An 18,902-nucleotide genomic window follows, 5' to 3' on the forward strand; every position below is an offset into this window, starting at 1 on the left:
CACAAAGGGCAATAGCGGGGTATGATAGCCGCCCCATGCGAAACACTGAAAATATATCCAGCCCTCCGGGCGCCAGCAGACCATGATCAGCAACGAACTCAAAGCCACCATCCAGGGCGCCTACACGCGTTTTCTCGAAGCCAAGGGCCTCAAACCGCGGTATGGCCAGCGCCTGATGATCGCCGAAGTGGCCAAGGTGCTCGGCGATATCGCCTGTGACGACGAAGGCCGCCGTGCGGGCGAGCCCGCCGTGGTTGCGGTGGAGGCGGGCACCGGTACCGGCAAGACGGTCGCTTACGCGCTGGCTGCGATCCCGGCCGCCAAGGCCGCCGGCAAGCGCCTGGTGATTGCCACCGCGACCGTGGCCTTGCAGGAGCAGATCGTCATCAAGGACCTGCCGGACCTGATGCGCAACAGCGGCCTGAACTTCAGCTTCGCCCTGGCCAAGGGCCGCGGCCGTTACCTGTGCCTGTCCAAGCTCGATATCCTGCTGCAGGAGGGCCACGCACAGTCGGCCACTGCCCAGCTGTTCGAGGAAGAAGGCTTCCACATCGAGGTCGACGAGCGTAGCCAGAAGCTGTTCAACAGCATGATCGAAAAGCTCGCCGGCAACCGTTGGGACGGCGACCGCGACAGCTGGTCGGAGGCCGTCGAGGACCAGGACTGGGCCCGCCTGACCACTGACCACAGCCAGTGCACAGGCCGCCACTGCCCGAACTTCCAGCAGTGCGTGTTCTACAAGGCCCGTGAAGGCATGGGCAAGGTCGATGTGATCGTCACCAACCACGACATGGTCCTGGCCGACCTGGCCCTGGGCGGTGGCGCGGTGCTGCCTGACCCGCGCGACACGGTGTACGTGTTCGACGAAGGCCACCACCTACCAGACAAGGCCATCGGCCACTTCGCCCATTATTCGCGCCTGCGCTCCACTGCCGACTGGCTGGAACAGACGGCCAAGAACCTGACCAAGCTGCTGGCCCAGCACCCGTTGCCGGGCGACCTGGGCAAGTACATCGAACAGGTGCCGGAACTGGCCCGGGAAGTGCGCACCCAGCAGCAGTTCATGTTCACCCTGTGCGAGCAGGTCGCCGATTTCCGCCCGAGCGAGGACACCGAAGGCCGAGAGCGCCCGCGTTATCGCTTCGAGGGCGGTGTGGTGCCGGAACAGATCCGCGAAGTCGGCATCGAGCTGAAAAAGGGCTTCGCCCGCCTCAATGACCTGTTCACCCGCCTGGCCGACCTGCTCAAGGAAGGCATGGACGGTGAGGTCAACATCGGCATCGCCAGCCATCAGGCCGAAGAGTGGTACCCGCTGTTCGGCAGCCTGGTCACCCGCGCCCAGGGCAACTGGGAGCTGTGGACCGCGTTCACCGCCGAAGACCCGGAAGACAGCCCGCCCATGGCGCGTTGGCTGACCCTGGCCGAAAGCGGCGCGCTGTTCGACATCGAGGTCAATGCCAGCCCGATTCTTGCCGCCGAGATGCTGCGCCGCAGCCTCTGGAGCGTCGCCCATGGCGCCCTGGTGACCTCGGCCACGCTGACCGCACTGGGCAAGTTCGACCGTTTCCGCATGCGCTCGGGGCTGCCCCGCGATGCCGTCACTTGCGTGGTGCCCAGCCCGTTCGTGCACGGCGATGCCGGCCTGTTGCGGGTCCCCGACCTCAAGGCCGACCCGCGCGACGCGGCGGCACACACTGCGGCGATCATCCGCGAACTGCCAAACATCGTCGAAGATGCCCGTGGCGCACTGGTGCTGTTCTCTTCGCGCAAGCAGATGCAGGAAGTGTTCGACGGCCTGGACCGTGACTGGCGCAAGCTGGTGCTGATCCAGGGCAACCTGTCCAAGCAGGAAACCTTGAACAAGCACAAGGCACGGGTCGACGACGGCCAGCACAGTGTGCTGTTCGGCCTGGCCAGCTTCGCCGAGGGTGTCGACCTGCCAGGTGCCTATTGCGAGCATGTGGTCATCGCCAAGATCCCCTTCGCCGTGCCCGACGACCCGGTCGAGGCGGCCCTGGCCGAATGGATCGAAGCCCGCGGTGGCAACCCGTTCATGGAGATTGCCGTGCCCGACGCTTCGCTGCGCCTGATCCAGGCCTGCGGTCGCCTGCTGCGTACCGAGCAGGATCGCGGCGTCATCACCCTGCTGGATCGGCGCCTGGTCACACAGCGCTACGGCAAGGCTATTCTCAATGCGCTGCCGCCTTTTCGGCGGGAGATTTCCTGACGGCCGGAGCACGATGCGCCGGCCCGTTGTCCATCACTCAGTCGCGGGCCCATGAGGGCCTGGAAGGAGAGCCCCAGCCCTATGATCCGCCGCACCTTGCCCGTGGTATTCACTCTGTTGTTCAGCGCGCCTTTGCTGGCCGGGCAACAGACGCTGTTCAGCTTCGTCCGCCCGGCCTCGGTGGTCAATGTGGCGACCGAAGGCACCGGCATGCCGCAGTACAATGCGGAGCAGACGGCCGAGGGCGAGGTGCTCAGGCGGGTGGTGTTCAATCCGGTCGAACGGCCGACCTTGCGCCTGAGCCCGCAGAGCGGCATGTGGGACTGGTCGGCGGGGCAGTTCCTCACCTTGCGCATGCAAAGCGCCCAGGACTGGGCTTTGACCGTCGACGTCACGCTGCTCGGCAGCGATGGGCGCATGCTGACCAGCCGTATCGACCTGCCTGCGGGGCCTGCGCAAACCGTCATGGTGCCGCTCAAGGCCAGTTCGCCGCTGAGCCAGGGCATGCGTGCGGGCCCGCCGATGCCATGGGTCTACGATGGGCAGCGGTTGCTGTTGACCAGCAGTGCCGGTGAGGTAGACCTCAAGCAGGTGGTGTCCGTCAGCCTGACCATACCCAACCCGAAAGTGGCGCAGAACCTGCTGATCGAGAAGGTCGGCATCCAGGACGACGACCTTGCCTACCAGGCGGCCTACCACGAGTTGATCGATGCCTACGGCCAGTCCACCCGGGGGCATTGGCCCGAGAAAATTGCCAGTGACGATCAGCTCAAGGCCGCTGACACTCGCGAACAGCAGCAGCTCAAGAGCTGGCTGGCTGAGCGTCAGAAGCAGCAACTGGACAGCTACGGTGGCTTGCTGGCCGGGCCGGCGTTCGCAGCCAAGGGCTTTTTCCGCACCGAGAAGCGCGACGGCCGCTGGTACCTGGTCACCCCGCAAGGGCACCCGTTCTACTCGCTGGGCGTCAATGCCGTGGCCGCCGATGGTGGGCGCACCTACGTTGCCGGCCGCGAGCGGATGTTCAAGGCCTTGCCTGGTGAAGGCGACGCACTGACGGCCTTTTATGGTGAAGGTAACAACGACGATGGCAACGCCTCGTCGCAAGGGCGCAGCTTCAAGCAGGGGCGTTGGTTCGATTTCTACGCCGCGAATATCCAGCGCACCTATGGCAAACCTTGCCCGCCAGCCGTGGAGGGGCAAGCAACCCCTGCCTGCCCACCGCTGGCGCTGGATGCCGAGCGTTGGCAGGCTCACACGCTGGACCGGCTGCAGGCCTGGGGCTTCAATACCCTGGGCAACTGGAGTGACCCGGCTATCGACCAGGCCAAACGCATGCCCTATACCTTGCCGCTGTCGATCGTCGGTGACTATGCCAGCATCAGCACTGGCATGGACTGGTGGGGCCGCATGCCTGACCCGTTCGACCCACGTTTTGCCATGGCCACGGAGCGCGCCGTGGCCATTGCCGCGCGCGATCACCGTGACGATCCCTGGCTGATCGGCTATTTCGCCGACAACGAGCTTGCCTGGGCGGCGCCTGGCAACGACCCCAAGGCGCGTTATGGCCTGGCCTACGGTACCCTGCGCCTGACCACCGACGTGCCGGCCAAACGCGCCTTCCTCAAGCAACTGCGCGACAAGTACCGCAACCAGGAGGGGCTGTCCAAGGCCTGGGGCATCGACCTGCAGGCCTGGGAGCTGATGGAAGACCCAGGCTTCGAGGCGCCGCTGCCGAATCCCGAGCACCCGGAAATCGAGCGTGATTACCAGTATTTCCAGCAGGTATTCGCCGAAACCTACTTCAAGACCATTTCTGATGCACTGAAATGGCATGCACCTAACCACCTGCTGCTGGGTGGCCGCTATGCCGCGAGCACGCCGGAAGCGGTCAAGGCCTGCGCCGAGTTCTGCGATGTTCTGAGTTTCAACTTCTATACCCTCAAGCCCGAGGATGGTTATGACTTTGCCCGCCTGGCCGAACTCGACAAGCCGGTGCTGGTGTCCGAGTTCCAGTTCGGCTCCCGCGACCGTGGGCCGTTCTGGCCGGGGCCGGTGGAAGTGGCCAGGGAAGAGGACCGCGGGCCGGCCTATGGCAACTTCCTCAAAGCTGCCCTGGCACAGCCGATGATCGTCGGCGCGCACTGGTTCCAGTACCTCGACCAACCGGCCAGCGGGCGCTTGCTCGATGGCGAGAACGGCCACCTGGGCCTGGTGGCGATCACCGACGTGGCGTACCCGGGGTTCGTCGAGGCGGTGCGCAAGAGCAACCTGCAGGCCGTTGGTCAGTTGCGCAGCGAGCTGGAGAAAAAGGCCCCCTGAATGTCTACCGGGGGCGCTCAGCGCCCCTGGCACATTTGACCCTTGCGTATCGGCACCGACCATCCGGCCTTGCCCAGTAGGCAAAACCGCCAACTACTGAAACAATGCACGCCTTTGTCAGCATGGTCGTACGGAGAACAGCGGGTGCAGATCCAGGGTCACTATGAGCTGAAGTTCGAAGCGGTGCGTGAAGCGTTCGCAGCATTGTTCGAGGATCCCCAGGAGCGTGGTGCTGCGCTGTGCATCCAGGTTGGTGGCGAGACCGTGGTCGACCTGTGGGCGGGCAGCGCCGACAAGGACGGCCAGCAGGCCTGGCACAGCGATACCATCGCCAACCTGTTTTCCTGCACCAAGACCTTCACCGCCGTGACTGCGTTGCAGCTGGTGGGTGAGGGCAAGCTTGCCCTGGATGCCCCGGTTGCCCGTTACTGGCCGGAGTTCGCCCAGGCCGGCAAGCAGCACATCACCCTGCGTCAGTTGCTCAGCCACCGTGCCGGCCTGCCGGCCATCCGCGAGCTGCTGCCGGCTGAAGCCCTGTATGACTGGCAAACCATGGTCGATGCCCTGGCCGCCGAAACGCCCTGGTGGGCGCCCGGCACCGAGCACGGCTATGCCGCCATCACCTATGGCTGGCTGATTGGCGAACTGATCCGCCGCGTCGATGGCCGTGGCCCGGGTGAGTCGATCGTCGCCCGTACCGCCCGGCCGCTGGGCCTGGACTTCCACGTCGGCCTGGCCGACGAGGAGTTCCACCGCGTGGCGCATATTGCTCGTGGCAAGGGCAACGCGGGTGATGCCGCAGCCCAGCGCCTGCTGCAGGTGACCATGCGTGAACCCGAGGCGCTGTCGACTCGCGCCTTCACCAACCCGCCAGCAATCCTTACCAGCACCAACAAACCCGAATGGCGGCGCATGCAACAGCCGGCGGCCAATGGCCACGGCAATGCGCGCAGCCTGGCAGGCTTCTACGCGGGCCTGCTCGACGGCAGCCTGCTCGAATCCGAACTGCTCGACGAACTGACCCGCGAACACAGCCTGGGCCAGGACCGTACCTTGTTGACCCAGACCCGTTTCGGCCTGGGTTGCATGCTCGATCAGCCCGATGTGGCCAACGCCACCTTTGGCCTCGGCGCCCGTGCTTTCGGCCATCCAGGCGCTGGCGGCTCGGTCGGCTTCGCCGACCCGGAGCACGATGTGGCCTTCGGCTTCGTGGTCAATACCCTTGGCCCTTACGTGCTCATGGATCCAAGGGCCCAGCAGCTGGTGCGTGTGCTTGGCACTTGCCTTTGATCGGGTAAAGCGGGTATTACGCAACCCCTTTGACTATCCTCAATGCCAACGCCTGATGTGCGTTGGCAAAATATCTTTCAATTTCATGGTGTATCGCTGATGTCTTCACATAAAACCTTAGCTCTCGCCCTGTGCCTGGCCGCTATGACCGGTTGCGCCAGCCATTCCCAGGACGCCTCCAAGGACGGCGGCAGCAACTGGTGGCCTTTCGGTTCGGACAAGGTTGCCGACAAGGAAGTGAAAGCGGCGGTTACCGAGAAAGTCGCCAAGGCCGACGCCAAGTCCGAGAGTGCCAGCCACTGGTGGTGGCCGTTTGGCGGTGATGACAAGCAGGCCAAAGGGCCGGTAGTGCCGAAGATCGACGAAAAGGCCACCCAGGCCTGGCTGGACCAGTACGAACCAAAGCTGCGTGAAGCCGTCAAGGACAGCAAGCTTGAGGTTGAGCGCCGTGACAACGTGCTGGTGGTGACCATCCCGGTCGACAGCTCGTACAACCCTGACCGCCCGAACATGCTGCTGCCGATGACCCTGGCCCCGATCACCCGCGTGGCCAAGGCCGTCGAAGGCGACTCGAAGACTGCCGTGCTGGTACTCGGCCATGCCGACAGCAGCGGTGTAGCTGCCGCCAACCAGAAGCTGAGCCTGGAGCGGGCTGCCTCGGTATCGGCGATCTTCCGCCTGAGTGGCCTGCAGCGTGACCGCCTGTCGCTCAAGGGCATGGGCTCGGAAATGCCGCGTGCCGCCAACGACAGCGCCGAAGGCCGCGCCCTGAACCGCCGCGTGGAAATGCTGCTGACGCCGCAGAACACCATGGTTGCCCTGCTGGCCAAGTATCAGCACGCTGCCCCGGTGGCAACTCCGGCTGCGATGGTTGCCGTGCAGGATGCCAAGGCGCCTGCCGCCAAACCTGTAGAGACGAAGAAACCGGCCGCCAAGCCAGCAGCGAAGAAAACCGCTGCCAAACCTGCAGCGAAGACCACTGCCAAGAAGAAAGCCGCGCCAGCCAAGCCTGCCGCCAAGAAAGCCGCTACCACCGACAAGAAAGTAGCCGCCAACAGCCCTGCGAAGACCAACTGATCGTCAAGGAAACGCAGCCATGACCCAATCCCTGGCCGATATGCGCCGCGACTACACCCGTGATGGCCTGGCCGAAGCCCAGGCCCCGGGTGAGCCGTTCGCCCTGTTCCACCAGTGGTTTGCCGACGCGGTGAAGACCGAGCAACCACCGGTGGAGGCCAACGCCCTGACCCTGGCCACGGTCGATGGCGAGGGCCGCCCACACTGTCGTGTGCTGCTGCTCAAGGGCCTCGATGACCGTGGTTTCACCTTCTTCACCAACTATGACAGCGCCAAGGGCCAGCAACTGCTGGCCAACCCGTTCGCTGCCATGACCTTCTTCTGGCCGGCCCTGGAGCGTCAGGTACGGATCGAAGGGCGGGTGGAAAAGGTCACGGCCAAGGAGTCGGACGACTACTACCAGGTGCGCCCGCTGGGCAGCCGCCTGGGGGCCTGGGCTTCGCCGCAGAGCCGTGTCATTGCCAATCGTGAGGAGCTCGAAGGCCTGGTCAAGGCCACCGAAGCACGCTTCTCCGATACCCAGCCGCATTGCCCGGAACATTGGGGCGGCTACCGCTTGCTGCCCGAGCGGATCGAGTTCTGGCAGGGGCGCGCCAGTCGGCTGCATGACCGCCTGAACTACCGTCTGGTCGACGGGCAGTGGGCGCGGGAGCGCCTGGCGCCGTGACATCCCCGGGGCTGCCCGGCAGCCCCACCCCCCCCTCTAGCCAACACTTCTTCACACATGATGAAGTAATCCGTGGCTATCCTTGGTCTGAGCTGTAACGCCCGCCTTACTGGCTATCAAGGCTGTACAGGGGCTGAATGGAAATAATTTTTTTGTGCTGGCGCCGTGACAGCGGTCAAGGCGCAGCGTCTAATGGACACCTGTTTTCTGGAGATTGTACCCATGCGTAAATCCGCTTTGCTGGTGGCGACTTTCACCACCATGTCGCTGCTGCTCGGTGGCTGTGCCTCGAGCCTGACCGGTGACAGCTACTCCCGTGATGAGGCCCGTCGTGTGCAGACCGTGCGCATGGGCACCATCGAATCCCTGCGCCCAGTCAAGATCGAAGGTACCAAGACCCCGATCGGCGGTGGTGCTGGCGCCATCGTCGGTGGCGTGGCCGGCAGCGCCATTGGCGGTGGCCGTGGCAGCATCGTCACCGCCGTGATCGGTGCCGTGGCCGGTGGCCTGGCAGGTTCGGCCGCTGAGGAAGGCATCACCCGCACCCAGGGTGTGGAAATCACCGTGCGTGAAGACGATGGCAGCATGCGCGCCTATGTGCAGGCCGTGCAGGAGAACGAAGTCTTCCGCGTTGGCGACCGTGTGCGCATCATGACCGTTGACGGTACAAGCCGCGTTTCGCACTGATCGTAGCGGTAAATAAAAACCCCGAACAGGCCAGGCCTGTTCGGGGTTTTTTGTTAGTCCTGCACTGGCTTCAGAGGCCGAGCATGTCGCGAGCCACGGCCTCGGCAATGCGGATGCCATCCACACCTGCTGAGAGAATCCCCCCGGCATACCCCGCACCTTCACCTGCGGGGAACAGCCCCTTCATGTTCAGGCTCTGGAAGTCCGCACCACGGGTAATGCGCAGTGGCGACGAGGTGCGCGTTTCGATCCCGGTCAGCACCGCATCATGCAGGTTGTAGCCTTTGATCTGGCGGTCGAAGGCCGGCAGCGCCTCGCGGATCGCCTCGATGGCGAAGTCCGGCAGGCTTGGCGCCAGGTCGCCCAGCGTTACACCCGGTTTGTACGACGGCTCGACGCTGCCCAGCGCCGTGGACGGTTTGCCAGCGACGAAGTCGCCCACCAGCTGCGCTGGCGCCTGGTAGTTGCTGCCGCCCATCACATAGGCGTGGGCTTCCAGGCGCTCTTGCAGTTCGATGCCGGCCAGTGGCCCGCCCGGATAGTCGCGCTCGGGGTCGATGCCGACGACGATGCCCGAGTTGGCGTTGCGCTCGTTACGCGAATACTGGCTCATGCCGTTGGTCACCACGCGGCCCGGCTCGCTGGTGGCAGCCACCACGGTACCGCCCGGGCACATGCAGAAGCTGTACACCGAACGGCCGTTCTTGGCGTGGTACACCAGCTTGTAGTCGGCAGCGCCAAGTTTCGGGTGGCCAGCGTATTTGCCCAGGCGCGCCTTGTCGATCAGCGTTTGTGGGTGCTCGATACGGAAACCCACCGAGAACGGCTTGGCTTCCATGTACACGCCCTTGGCGTGCAGCATGCGGAAGGTGTCACGGGCGCTGTGGCCCAGGGCCAGGACCACATGGCGCGAGTGCAGCTGCTCGCCACTTTCCAGCACCACGCCGGTCAGCTGACCGTCTTCGATCAGCAGGTCGGTGACCTTTTCCTGGAAGCGCACTTCGGCGCCGAGGGCGATCATGTCCTGGCGCATCTGCTCGACCATGCCGGTCAGGCGGAAGGTGCCAATGTGCGGTTTGTTGATGTACAGGATCTCGTCCGGCGCACCGGCCTTGACGAACTCTTCCAGAACCTTGCGGCCGTGGTGGTTCGGGTCCTTGATCTGGCTGTAGAGCTTGCCGTCGGAGAAGGTCCCGGCGCCGCCTTCGCCGAACTGCACATTGGACTCGGGGTTGAGCACGCTTTTACGCCACAGGCCCCAGGTGTCCTTGGTGCGCTGGCGCACTTCCTTGCCGCGTTCGAGGATGATCGGCTTGAAACCCATCTGGGCCAGCAACAGGCCGGCGAAGATGCCGCACGGGCCAAAACCGACCACGATCGGGCGTTCCTGCAGGTCGGCCGGGGCCTGGCCAACGAACTTGTAGGTGACGTCGGGTGCCACGCTGATGTTGTGATCGTCGGCGAACTTGCTGAGCAGCTCGGCTTCGTTGCTGGCTTCCAGGTCAATGGTGTAGATGAACAGCAGCTCGCTGTTCTTCTTGCGCGCATCGTAGCTGCGCTTGAACAGGTTGAAGCTGAGCAGTTGCTCGTCGCGGATGCCCAGGCGCTGGACGATGGCTTCACGCAGGGCTTCGTCGGGATGGTCCAGGGGCAGCTTGAGTTCGGTGATTCGTAGCATGGCAGGGTCCAGTATCCCGGCCATGGGCGGCCGGCGGCTTTACACAAACCGCCAAGTATAAGCTGTTAGCCGCCCTGACTGGCAGGATAAAAGCGCCCGGCGATCAGTTGTCGCGCGCGCCGCCGTAGTAACCGCAGCCGCGCAGGGTCTGGCCGTCGATGCGCAGCTCGGCGCGCAGGTGACGCACGGCGCCGGTGGCGCCATCGACGCAGCGTTGCGGGGCGACCCACAGTTCAACGTGCTGGCCGTTGGCTTCGCTGGTCAGGGTCAGGCCGCCGCCGGGCACTTCTTCTTCGAGGAACGGCAGGGGCAGCGGGTCCTTGCCGACGCGGTTGAGCACCATGCCCTTGCCGCTGGCCTTGATGTCCCAATCCGGTTCGTGGCCATTGGCGCGCAGGGTCAGTTGCTTGAAATTGGGGTCGTCGCAGGCACGGGTGGAGGGCTCCAGGCGGTACAGGCGGCTGACCTCCAACTGGCCATCGTTGTCGGCCTGCTTGCTGCCGGTGAGGCGCCCGCGCACGTCGGCGAACAGTTTGGCGTTGGCGTTCTTGGCCAGGTTGACGGACTCCTGGAGGATGCCGGTGCCAGCGACGTCGTTGATCACGAAGTGGCGGCTTTCACCGCAGGGCTTGAACAACAGACGGCCGCCGCCTGCGCTCAGCTCGCCCTGCATGCGCGTGGTACCGATGTTCGGGTCACGGGGCTGCTCGGCCAGCAACTGGCAGCCGGCGAACAGGGGCAGCAGGGCAGTGAGCAGCAGGGTAGGGGTGAGGCGCATGGGGCGGGCTCCGGGGAATCTTTGCCAAAGAGCTGGCCACGATACACGTCCTGCAGGCAGAAAAAAGGGCCCGAAGGCCCTTTTTCATTCAACCACCCAAGTATGCGTCGCGCACTTTCGGGTCGGTCAGCAGGGCTTCACCGGTGCCCTGCATCACCACCCGGCCGTTTTCCAGCACATACGCCCGGTCGGCGATCTTCAGCGCCTGGTTGGCGTTCTGCTCCACCAGGAACACCGTCACGCCATCACGGCGCAGCTGTTCGATGATGTCGAAGATCTGCTGGATGATGATCGGTGCCAGGCCCAGTGAAGGCTCGTCGAGCAGCAGCAGCTTGGGCTTGCTCATCAGCGCCCGGCCGATGGCCAGCATCTGCTGCTCGCCACCGGACATGGTGCCGCCACGCTGGATGTAACGCTCCTTCAGGCGCGGGAACAGCTGCAGGACCTTGTCCAGCTGCTCCTGGTAGTCGCCCTTGTCGGTGAAGAAACCGCCCATGGCCAGGTTTTCCTCGACGGTCAGGCGGGCGAACACGCGGCGGCCTTCCGGCACTACCGCGATGCTCTTGCGCATGATGTGCGAGGACGGCTGGCCGACCAGCTCTTCACCGAGGTACTTGATGCTGCCGCTGTGCGCCTGCGGCGAGCCGCACAGGGTCATCAGCAAGGTCGACTTGCCGGCGCCGTTGGCACCGATCAGGGTGACGATTTCGCCCTGGTTGATCTCCACGTTGACGCTGTGCAGCGCCTGGATCTTGCCGTAGAAGGTGGAAACGTTCTCGAACTTCAGCATTTACGCTTCCCCCAGGTAGGCTTTGATCACGTCAGGGTTATCGCGGATCTCCTCCGGCGTGCCGTGGGCCAGGGGCGTGCCCTGGTTGATCACGACGATGTGGTCGGAAATGCTCATCACCAGCTTCATGTCGTGCTCGATCAGCAGCACGGTGACGTTGTGCGACTCACGCAGGTAGGCGATCAGTGCCTTGAGGTCTTCGGTTTCCTTCGGGTTCAGGCCCGCAGCCGGTTCGTCGAGCATGATGATCCGTGGCTGGGTCATCATGCAGCGGGCGATTTCCAGGCGGCGTTGCTGGCCGTAGGCGAGGGTGCCGGCGGTACGGTTGGCGAACTCGGTCAGGTTGACCTTCTCCAGCCAGTACTGCGCGCGCTCCATGGCCTCCTTCTCGCTGCGGCGGAAGTTCGGGGTCTTGAACAGGCCGGCGAAGAAGTTGGTGTTCAGGTGACGGTGCTGGGCGATCAGCAGGTTCTCCAGCGCGGTCATTTCCTTGAACAGGCGCACGTTCTGGAAGGTCCGCACCACGCCCTTGCGGGCGATCTGGTGGCCGGCCAGGCCCTGGATTGGCTGGCCGTCGAGCAGGATGGTGCCGCCGCTGGGCTTGTAGAAGCCGGTCAGGCAGTTGAACACCGTGGTCTTGCCGGCGCCGTTTGGGCCGATCAGCGCCACCACTTGTTTTTCCTTGACGGTCAGGGCCACGCCGTTGACCGCCAACAAGCCGCCGAAGCGCATGCTCAGGCCGCTGACTTGCAGAATTTCGCGGCTCATCGACGCAGCTCCATGTGGGGACGTTGCATAGGCAGCAGGCCTTGCGGACGCCAGATCATCATCAACACCATCAGCGCACCGAACATCAGCATCCGGTATTCGCTGAACTCACGCATCAGCTCCGGCAGCAGGATCATCACGATGGCCGCGAGAATCACGCCCAGTTGTGAGCCCATGCCGCCGAGCACGACGATGGCGAGGATGATCGCCGACTCGATGAAGGTGAACGACTCAGGCGTCACCAGGCCCTGGCGCGCCGCGAAGAAGCTGCCGGCGAAACCGGCGAAGCACGCACCCAGGGTGAACGCCGAGAGCTTGATCACGGTAGGGTTCAGGCCCAGTGCACGGCAGGCGATCTCGTCTTCACGCAGCGCTTCCCAGGCACGGCCGATCGGCATGCGCAGCAGGCGGTTGATCACGAACAGCGCCAGCAGCGCCAGCAGCAGGGCGACCAGATAGAGGAAGATGACCTTGTTGATCGAGTTGTATTCCAGCCCGAAGAACTCGTGGAAGGTCTGCATCCCCTCGGCGGCCTTGCGCTCGAAGGTCAGGCCGAAGAACTCCGGCTTGGGGATGTTGCTGATGCCGTTGGGGCCGCCGGTCCAGTCGGTGAGGTTACGCAGGAACAGGCGGATGATCTCACCGAAGCCGAGGGTCACGATCGCCAGGTAGTCACCGCGCAGGCGCAGCACCGGGAAGCCGAGCAGGAAGCCAAAGGTAGCCGACATCAGGCCGGCAATCGGCAGGCAGACCCAGAAGCTCCAGCCCAGGTAGTGCGAGAGCATCGCGTAGCTGTAGGCACCGACGGCATAGAAACCGACGTAGCCAAGGTCGAGCAGACCGGCCAGACCCACCACGATGTTCAGGCCCAGGCCCAGCAGCACGTAGATCAGGATCAGCGTGGCGATGTCGACCGCCCCGCGCGAGCCGAAGAACGGCCACACCAGGGCCGCGACGATCAGGCCCATGATCACATAGCGCTGGGTTTTCGGCAGGGTCAGGTAGTTGCTGACGGCTGGCGGGATCAGCTTGCGGTCCGAGCGACGGCCCATCACCGAGCTCCACTGCTTGTCGAACAGCACGCGCAGGAACATCAGCACCGAACACACGGCGATGATACTGATGGTGAACGACCCTTGGCTGTGCACCGCCAGGCTGATGCCGTCGATGCTCAGTTTCAGGCCCAGCACCGGGAAGGCCACGGCCCACACCAGCAAGGCGCTGAAGAACGCCTGTTTGAGATTTCTGTTCATACTTTTTCAACCTCCGGACGGCCCAGGATGCCGGTCGGCCGGAACAGCAGGACAAGAACCAACAAGCCGAATGCCACCACATCCTTGTATTGGTCGCCGAAGATGTCGGCGCCGAAGGCTTCGGCCACGCCCAGCACCAGCCCGCCGAGCATGGCGCCCGGGATGCTGCCGATGCCGCCCAGTACCGCCGCAGTGAAGGCCTTCAGGCCCACCAGGAAACCGGCGTTGGGGTTGATCACCCCGTACTGCATGCTCAGCAGTACGGCCGCCACGGCCGCCAGGGCGGCACCGATGACGAAGGTCAGGGCGATGATGTTGTTGGTGTTGATGCCCAGCAGGTTGGCCATCTTGATGTCCTCGGCACAGGCGCGGCAGGCGCGGCCCAGGCGAGAACGGGAGATGAACAGGGTGAGGCAGGTCATGGCCACCAGGGTGACCACGAACACCAGGATCTGCATGTAGCTGATCAGGACTTCTTCCGCGCCGCCCGGCCCGAAGGAGAAGCTCCCGGGGATCAGGTTGGGGATGGATTTGTCCTTCGAGTCTTGCGACAGCAAGACCGTGTTCTGCAGGAAGATCGACATGCCGATGGCGGAAATCAGCGGGATCAGGCGGTTGCTGTTGCGCAGGGGGCGGTAGGCAACCCGTTCGATGCTGTAGCCATAGGCACTGGTGACGCAGATCGTCGCGACGAAAGCGACAGTCATCAGGATCGGCAACGAATGGATACCCATCATGGCCAGGCCTGCCAGGGCAATGAAGGCCACGTAGGAACCGATCATGTACACCTCGCCGTGGGCGAAGTTGATCATGCCGATGATGCCGTACACCATCGTGTAGCCGATGGCGATCAAGGCATAGGTGCTGCCGATGGTCAATCCATTAACCAGTTGTTGGAAGAAATGGTAGATCTCAGGCATTACAGCGCTCCTAAAAACCTGATTTGCATTTCGCTGGCGGGGGTAGGCCAGGAAACCGCGGGTGACGGTTTTAAGATTTTCAGGTGGGTCGGCCCCCGGATCGCGGGGATCAGGCCCATGAACCTCATAAAACAAAGCCCACTGCTCGCACAGTGGGCTCGTAGGTCAGCTATTAGTCACGCAGTTACTGAGGGGAGACTTCGGTCTTCGGCTTGCCGAAGTGCCATTCGTAGACCACGAACTTGAAGTCTTTCAGGTCGCCTTTCTCGTTGTACGACAGGGTGCCGGTCGGGGTCTTGAAGGAACCGGCGTGGATGGCGGCTGCCACCTTGGCGGTGTCTTCGGACTTGGCCGCTTTGATACCTTCGGCGATCAGCTCGACAGCCGAGTAGGCCGGGAACACGAACGGGCCGCTTGGGTCCTTGCCGTCAGCCTTGATGGCGTCGACGATGGCCTTGTTCTCAGGGTCGGCGTCGAACGATTTCGGCAGGGTCACCAGCAGGCCTTCGGAGGCGTTCTGTGCGATCTGCGAGATGGAGTCGTTACCCACGCCTTCCGGGCCCATGAACTTGGCTTTCAGGCCTTTTTCCTGGGCTTGGCGCAGGATCAGGCCCAGCTCTGGGTGGTAGCCGCCGTAGTAGACGAAGTCGACGTTGTTCTGCTTGAGCTTCTGAATGATCGAGGAGAAGTCCTTGTCACCGGCGTTCAGGCCTTCGAAGACGGCAACCTTGGTGCCTTTGTTCTCCAGGGTCTGCTTGACCGCGGTGGCGATGCCTTCACCGTACTGCTGCTTGTCGTGCAGAACGGCAACCACTTTCGGCTTGACGTGGTCGGCGATGTAGTTGCCGGCGGCCGGGCCCTGGGCGCTGTCCAGGCCGATGGTGCGGAAGATCAGCTTGTAGCCACGGGCGGTGATTTCCGGCGAGGTGGCAGCCGGGGTGATCATGATCACGCCTTCGTCTTCGTAGATGTCCGACGCTGGCTGGGTGGAGCTGGAGCACAGGTGGCCGATGACGAACTTGACGCCGTCGTTGACCACTTTGTTGGCGACGGCCACGGCCTGTTTAGGGTCGCAGGCGTCGTCGTATTCCTTGGCTTCGAGCATCTTGCCATCGACGCCGCCCTTGGCGTTGATATCCTTGATGGCCTGCTTGGCGCCGATGAACTGCATGTCGCCATACTGGGTCACAGGGCCGGTCTTAGGGCCCGCGATCCCGATCTTGATGGTATCGGCGGCAAACGAATGGCTGGCTACCCCGGCCAGTACCATTGCGGCGAACAGCTTGGAAATCTTGATCATAGTGCTCCACTCATTCTGTTGTAATTCTTATAGTCCTGGCGGCCAGGGCTACAGACCGGGCGGGATTTGCGGTATGGCCACGCCACACTGCATGCCCACCTTCCCCCGGAACATGTCCCGGAACTGTACCGGTACAGTGTAGAGCGCTGGTCGCGCGCTTGAAAAGCGGGCAAAAAGTGCCTGTTCCGCGGGTTGTCGCATGATCGACACAAAGATACAGAAAAGCGCCATCACTTTGCCTGCATCCTCGGCCCCACCCCACAACTTCGGGGCCAATCGACCAAATTACATATTTGAAACCGGGTTTTTCTGCAAAAATGCCGGCCTTTTTTCATTAGCCAAATTTGCGGGTAGAAACCCATGACTGAACAAACAAGCACCCTCTATGCCAAATTGCTCGGCGAGACGGCGACAATCGAGTGGAAGGCTTTGGAGCGTTTCTGGGCCAAGGGTGACCTGATTTGGGTCGACCCTGGTCTCGACCTGATCGAGGTTGCTGCGGCAATGGCCGAGAATCGCAGCGAGATCTTCGCCAAGTGGCGCAGTGATGGCACTGTCGGGCCGCTCAGTGCCGAGCAGGCGCTCGACCTGCAAAGCCGCGATCCAGAGATCTGGGCGGTGGTGGTTTCGCCGTTCATCGTGATTCAGGTCAAGCAAGCGGAATAACGACGCGCTTTTTTAGTGCGTAAAAATACGCAGCCGCCCCATGCTGGTGCTTGTTGACGCTCACGTAAGGTGGAAGTTGGTAACAGTGGTGGGCTGATTCGGCGCTGCGGTAACAGTTTACGGGATGCGTAATTGGGGCCGCCAAGCGGCCCCGGCAATATCAGTAATCCACTCGCCCGGTATGATTGTTCAGCGAAATCACCCGGGTCTTGCCAATGCGGTGGCGGAAGATCTCACGCAGGTACTTCACTGCCTTCTTCACGCATTCGCGAGACAAGCGAATGTCGTTGATCGACACGAAGCGGCTCTTGTCGTTGATCAGCTCGCGATACTTCTTCTCGTACATCGGCTTGATCGCGTACCAGTTGGTGTCGAGGATCTTCGCCGGGTTCTCGAACTCGCTGAGCAGGTCGTCGATGCGCTCCTCCTCGAAGTGCTCGCTGGTGATGAATTCGAGGATGGCGTTGTCCAGGGTGTCATCGAAGCGGTACGGGGTGCGGGCAAAGCAACGCTTGATGAAGGCCACGATCAGGGTCAGGAAGTCGTCCGACAGGCACGGGCTCTTGGCGATCAGGGTGGTCAGCGACAGGTTGGCCGAGGCGCCGATCACCAGCGCGTAACGCTTGAGCGTGGTATTGGGGAACAGGCTGTTGAGGTGCGTCTTGAGCCGGTTCAGGTCCATGTACGACAGCTTGTAGTCCTTGGGCAGCGAGACAATCGACACCACCGACGAGCAATTCTTGAAGAAGTGCAGGTCATGCAGGGCGGCGGCGTCGTACCCCGAGGCCTGGTATTGCTCCAGGGCCGCGCGGTAGCGGCGCGACTCGATCGGCAGCAGGCTGATGCCTTCGATGGCCTGGGTCTGCTTGTTGAAATGCGGCAGGTCGATGGAGCGCAGGAACAGGTCGTCGATGTCCAGGCGCGGGGTTTCGCGTTCGAACACCTTGAACTTGTCCGTGCCTGGCGCAGCTACTTCGGGCACCACCGATTCGGCATAGGCAATCGCCACCGGGCCGGCCAGGCTCATGAACAGGTCGTTGGCGTCCAGGCGGATGGTTTCGCCAATGTCGATGCCGGCGCGGCGGAAGTAGTTCTGGTCGTAGTCGGTGGTCACCGCCTGGGCGGTGAGGATGTTGAAGATCTGCTGGGAGATGTACTGGTTGGCGTGCTTCTCCATGGCGTTGACGTCGATGTTGTGGATGGTGCCGTCATCGCTTTCTTCGGCGTAGCGCATGATGTCGTTGGAGATCAGCATCATCGCGTTCCATGGGCGGATACGGCCCATCACGCTGGCTTCGCTGCTGTCTTCGTTATCGAAGTTGTACGAGAAGTCCCATTCTTCCGACAGGTATTTGCACAACAGCCGGCCGGCGTTGATGTGCAGGGCTTCGGACATTTCGCTGCGATGGTCCGTAGCATTGGGCAGCACGCAGATCCCGCTGGTGAAGATCGGCTCGAAGACGAACGAGTGCCCGCTCTTGCCGTCGTTTTCGTCGGCAGGCTTGGTATCGAAGGTCTTGTTCATGTACGAGTACTGCTGGGCCAGGCCGAACTCCGAAGCCATGCCTGAACCGGTACCGCCACCGGCACTGAAGATGTAGAAGTACAGCCGCGACTGGTTGGCCTTGATGCCGCAGGAGTCGATCAGGTACGAGTGGATCAGCTTCCAGTCGGCGCTGGAGAAGCGCTGGGTGTCCTTGTTGAGGATAATCTTGGCCAGGTACTGGCCAAGGATCGGCGCGTTGCCGGCACCGCCTGCATGCACCTCGGACAGGTCCATGATCTTCATCTTGCTGTAGTCGCGCAGGAACTCGCCGCGCTCGCCCTTGCGCGAGAAGCGGATACGCCCGGCGATATCCTTGTCCAGGTCGCCGAGCATCACCAGCGGCTCGACCAGGAACACCGGCTTGACGCCCTTGTTCTGCACCAGGCGCAGGTTCTGGCGGATCCAGCGTGCCGGGCTGTAGCCCGACTCGCCCTTGAGGCGGTCTTCGTTGTTGAACTCGTTGAGGAAGAAGGTACGGGCGTTGTAGACCAGTTCGGCCACGTCCAGGGCGATGTTCGAGCCGCAACGGCCCAGGCCGATCAGGCAGACCGACGGAAACTGCTGCTCCAGGCGCAGTGGGTCGTCGTCCTCGATGTGCTGGTTGCTGGGGAATACCAGGTCACGCAAGCCGTCGAGGTTGTCGAGGATGCGCTGGATGTCCTGCTCGGTGAAGTACAGGTACTGCTGTGCCGGTGAGCTGCGTGTCGGCAGAGTGTCACGAACACCACTGGCGGTCGGTAAGTTGGGGAGAGTCGAAGACTCGGGGACCGCATTGGCAGAAGTGTTCGTAGAGGTCATAGTGCGCCATTTGCCTGGTGTAAGTGATTATCAGAGGGTTATGCCATATGGCCATCACGCAAAACGCCGCGACTCTATCAGTGCGCCATTTGCGGATGCGATAGGGGTTTCCCTTACTTGTTTTAAGGAATTTTTTGT

At 62.9% G+C, this 18,902-nt stretch carries 15 protein-coding genes; 7 read left to right on the top strand and 8 right to left on the bottom strand.

The features are described 5' to 3' along the window. The first annotated feature begins 82 nt into the window (after positions 1-82). The 6 genes from dinG to ABE528_RS08600 all read left to right on the top strand — a co-directional run bounded on the left by dinG (position 83) and on the right by ABE528_RS08600 (position 8,267). Positions 83-2,227 carry an ATP-dependent DNA helicase DinG gene (gene dinG, locus ABE528_RS08575; protein WP_152954435.1) on the top strand — a complete coding sequence of 715 codons (2,145 nt, stop codon included), beginning with the start codon at positions 83-85 and terminating at the stop codon, positions 2,225-2,227. Positions 2,228-2,308: 81 nt separating this feature from the next. After that, positions 2,309-4,546 (top strand): beta-galactosidase, encoded by a 2,238-nt coding sequence (locus tag ABE528_RS08580; protein WP_346652674.1) that lies wholly within the window; start codon positions 2,309-2,311, stop codon positions 4,544-4,546. A 144-nt stretch (positions 4,547-4,690) separates the two neighbouring features. After that, on the top strand, positions 4,691-5,836 hold the full coding sequence (locus tag ABE528_RS08585; protein WP_346652675.1) for a serine hydrolase domain-containing protein: 1,146 nt from the start codon (positions 4,691-4,693) through the stop codon (positions 5,834-5,836). Positions 5,837-5,935: 99 nt separating this feature from the next. After that, entirely contained in the window at positions 5,936-6,913 is a 978-nt protein-coding gene (locus ABE528_RS08590; RefSeq protein ID WP_152954429.1) for an OmpA family protein, read from the top strand. Between the two features lie 19 nt (positions 6,914-6,932). After that, positions 6,933-7,580 (top strand): pyridoxamine 5'-phosphate oxidase, encoded by a 648-nt coding sequence (gene pdxH, locus ABE528_RS08595; RefSeq protein ID WP_103449444.1) that lies wholly within the window; start codon positions 6,933-6,935, stop codon positions 7,578-7,580. Positions 7,581-7,802: 222 nt separating this feature from the next. Continuing rightward, entirely contained in the window at positions 7,803-8,267 is a 465-nt protein-coding gene (locus ABE528_RS08600) for a glycine zipper 2TM domain-containing protein (RefSeq protein ID WP_152954427.1), read from the top strand. 70 nt (positions 8,268-8,337) lie between these two features. Here the strand turns inward: ABE528_RS08600 and ABE528_RS08605 are convergent, their stop codons facing one another. From ABE528_RS08605 to ABE528_RS08635, 7 genes are all read right to left on the bottom strand, one after another. Continuing rightward, positions 8,338-9,945, bottom strand: a complete 1,608-nt coding sequence (locus tag ABE528_RS08605) for an NAD(P)/FAD-dependent oxidoreductase (RefSeq protein ID WP_152954425.1) — start codon at positions 9,943-9,945, stop codon at positions 8,338-8,340. 103 nt (positions 9,946-10,048) lie between these two features. Further along, entirely contained in the window at positions 10,049-10,723 is a 675-nt protein-coding gene (locus ABE528_RS08610; protein ID WP_152954424.1) for a hypothetical protein, read from the bottom strand. 88 nt (positions 10,724-10,811) lie between these two features. Then, positions 10,812-11,513, bottom strand: a complete 702-nt coding sequence (locus tag ABE528_RS08615; RefSeq protein ID WP_003254879.1) for an ABC transporter ATP-binding protein — start codon at positions 11,511-11,513, stop codon at positions 10,812-10,814. Next, positions 11,514-12,281, bottom strand: coding sequence for a high-affinity branched-chain amino acid ABC transporter ATP-binding protein LivG (gene livG, locus ABE528_RS08620; protein WP_008097486.1), 768 nt, complete (start codon positions 12,279-12,281; stop codon positions 11,514-11,516). Then, positions 12,278-13,534 (bottom strand): high-affinity branched-chain amino acid ABC transporter permease LivM, encoded by a 1,257-nt coding sequence (locus ABE528_RS08625; RefSeq protein WP_152954419.1) that lies wholly within the window; start codon positions 13,532-13,534, stop codon positions 12,278-12,280. Before ABE528_RS08625 ends, livG begins: the two co-directional genes overlap by 4 nt. After that, positions 13,531-14,454 (bottom strand): high-affinity branched-chain amino acid ABC transporter permease LivH, encoded by a 924-nt coding sequence (gene livH / locus ABE528_RS08630; RefSeq protein WP_152954418.1) that lies wholly within the window; start codon positions 14,452-14,454, stop codon positions 13,531-13,533. The genes ABE528_RS08625 and livH overlap by 4 nt, the downstream gene beginning before the upstream one ends. A 184-nt stretch (positions 14,455-14,638) precedes the next feature. Further along, complete coding sequence (locus ABE528_RS08635; RefSeq protein ID WP_346652676.1) at positions 14,639-15,754, bottom strand: branched-chain amino acid ABC transporter substrate-binding protein; 1,116 nt, start codon at positions 15,752-15,754, stop codon at positions 14,639-14,641. A 360-nt stretch (positions 15,755-16,114) separates the two neighbouring features. Here ABE528_RS08635 and ABE528_RS08640 point away from each other — a divergent pair, with 360 nt between their 5' ends. Further along, complete coding sequence (locus tag ABE528_RS08640) at positions 16,115-16,420, top strand: DUF2288 domain-containing protein (protein WP_346652677.1); 306 nt, start codon at positions 16,115-16,117, stop codon at positions 16,418-16,420. Between the two features lie 160 nt (positions 16,421-16,580). Here the strand turns inward: ABE528_RS08640 and ABE528_RS08645 are convergent, their stop codons facing one another. Further along, positions 16,581-18,764 carry a hypothetical protein gene (locus tag ABE528_RS08645; protein WP_346652678.1) on the bottom strand — a complete coding sequence of 728 codons (2,184 nt, stop codon included), beginning with the start codon at positions 18,762-18,764 and terminating at the stop codon, positions 16,581-16,583. Between the last annotated feature and the right edge of the window lie 138 nt (positions 18,765-18,902).

Origin of the sequence: Pseudomonas sp. TWI628 (assembly GCF_039673865.1) — a bacterium.
In the GTDB taxonomy this organism is placed as follows: domain Bacteria; phylum Pseudomonadota; class Gammaproteobacteria; order Pseudomonadales; family Pseudomonadaceae; genus Aquipseudomonas.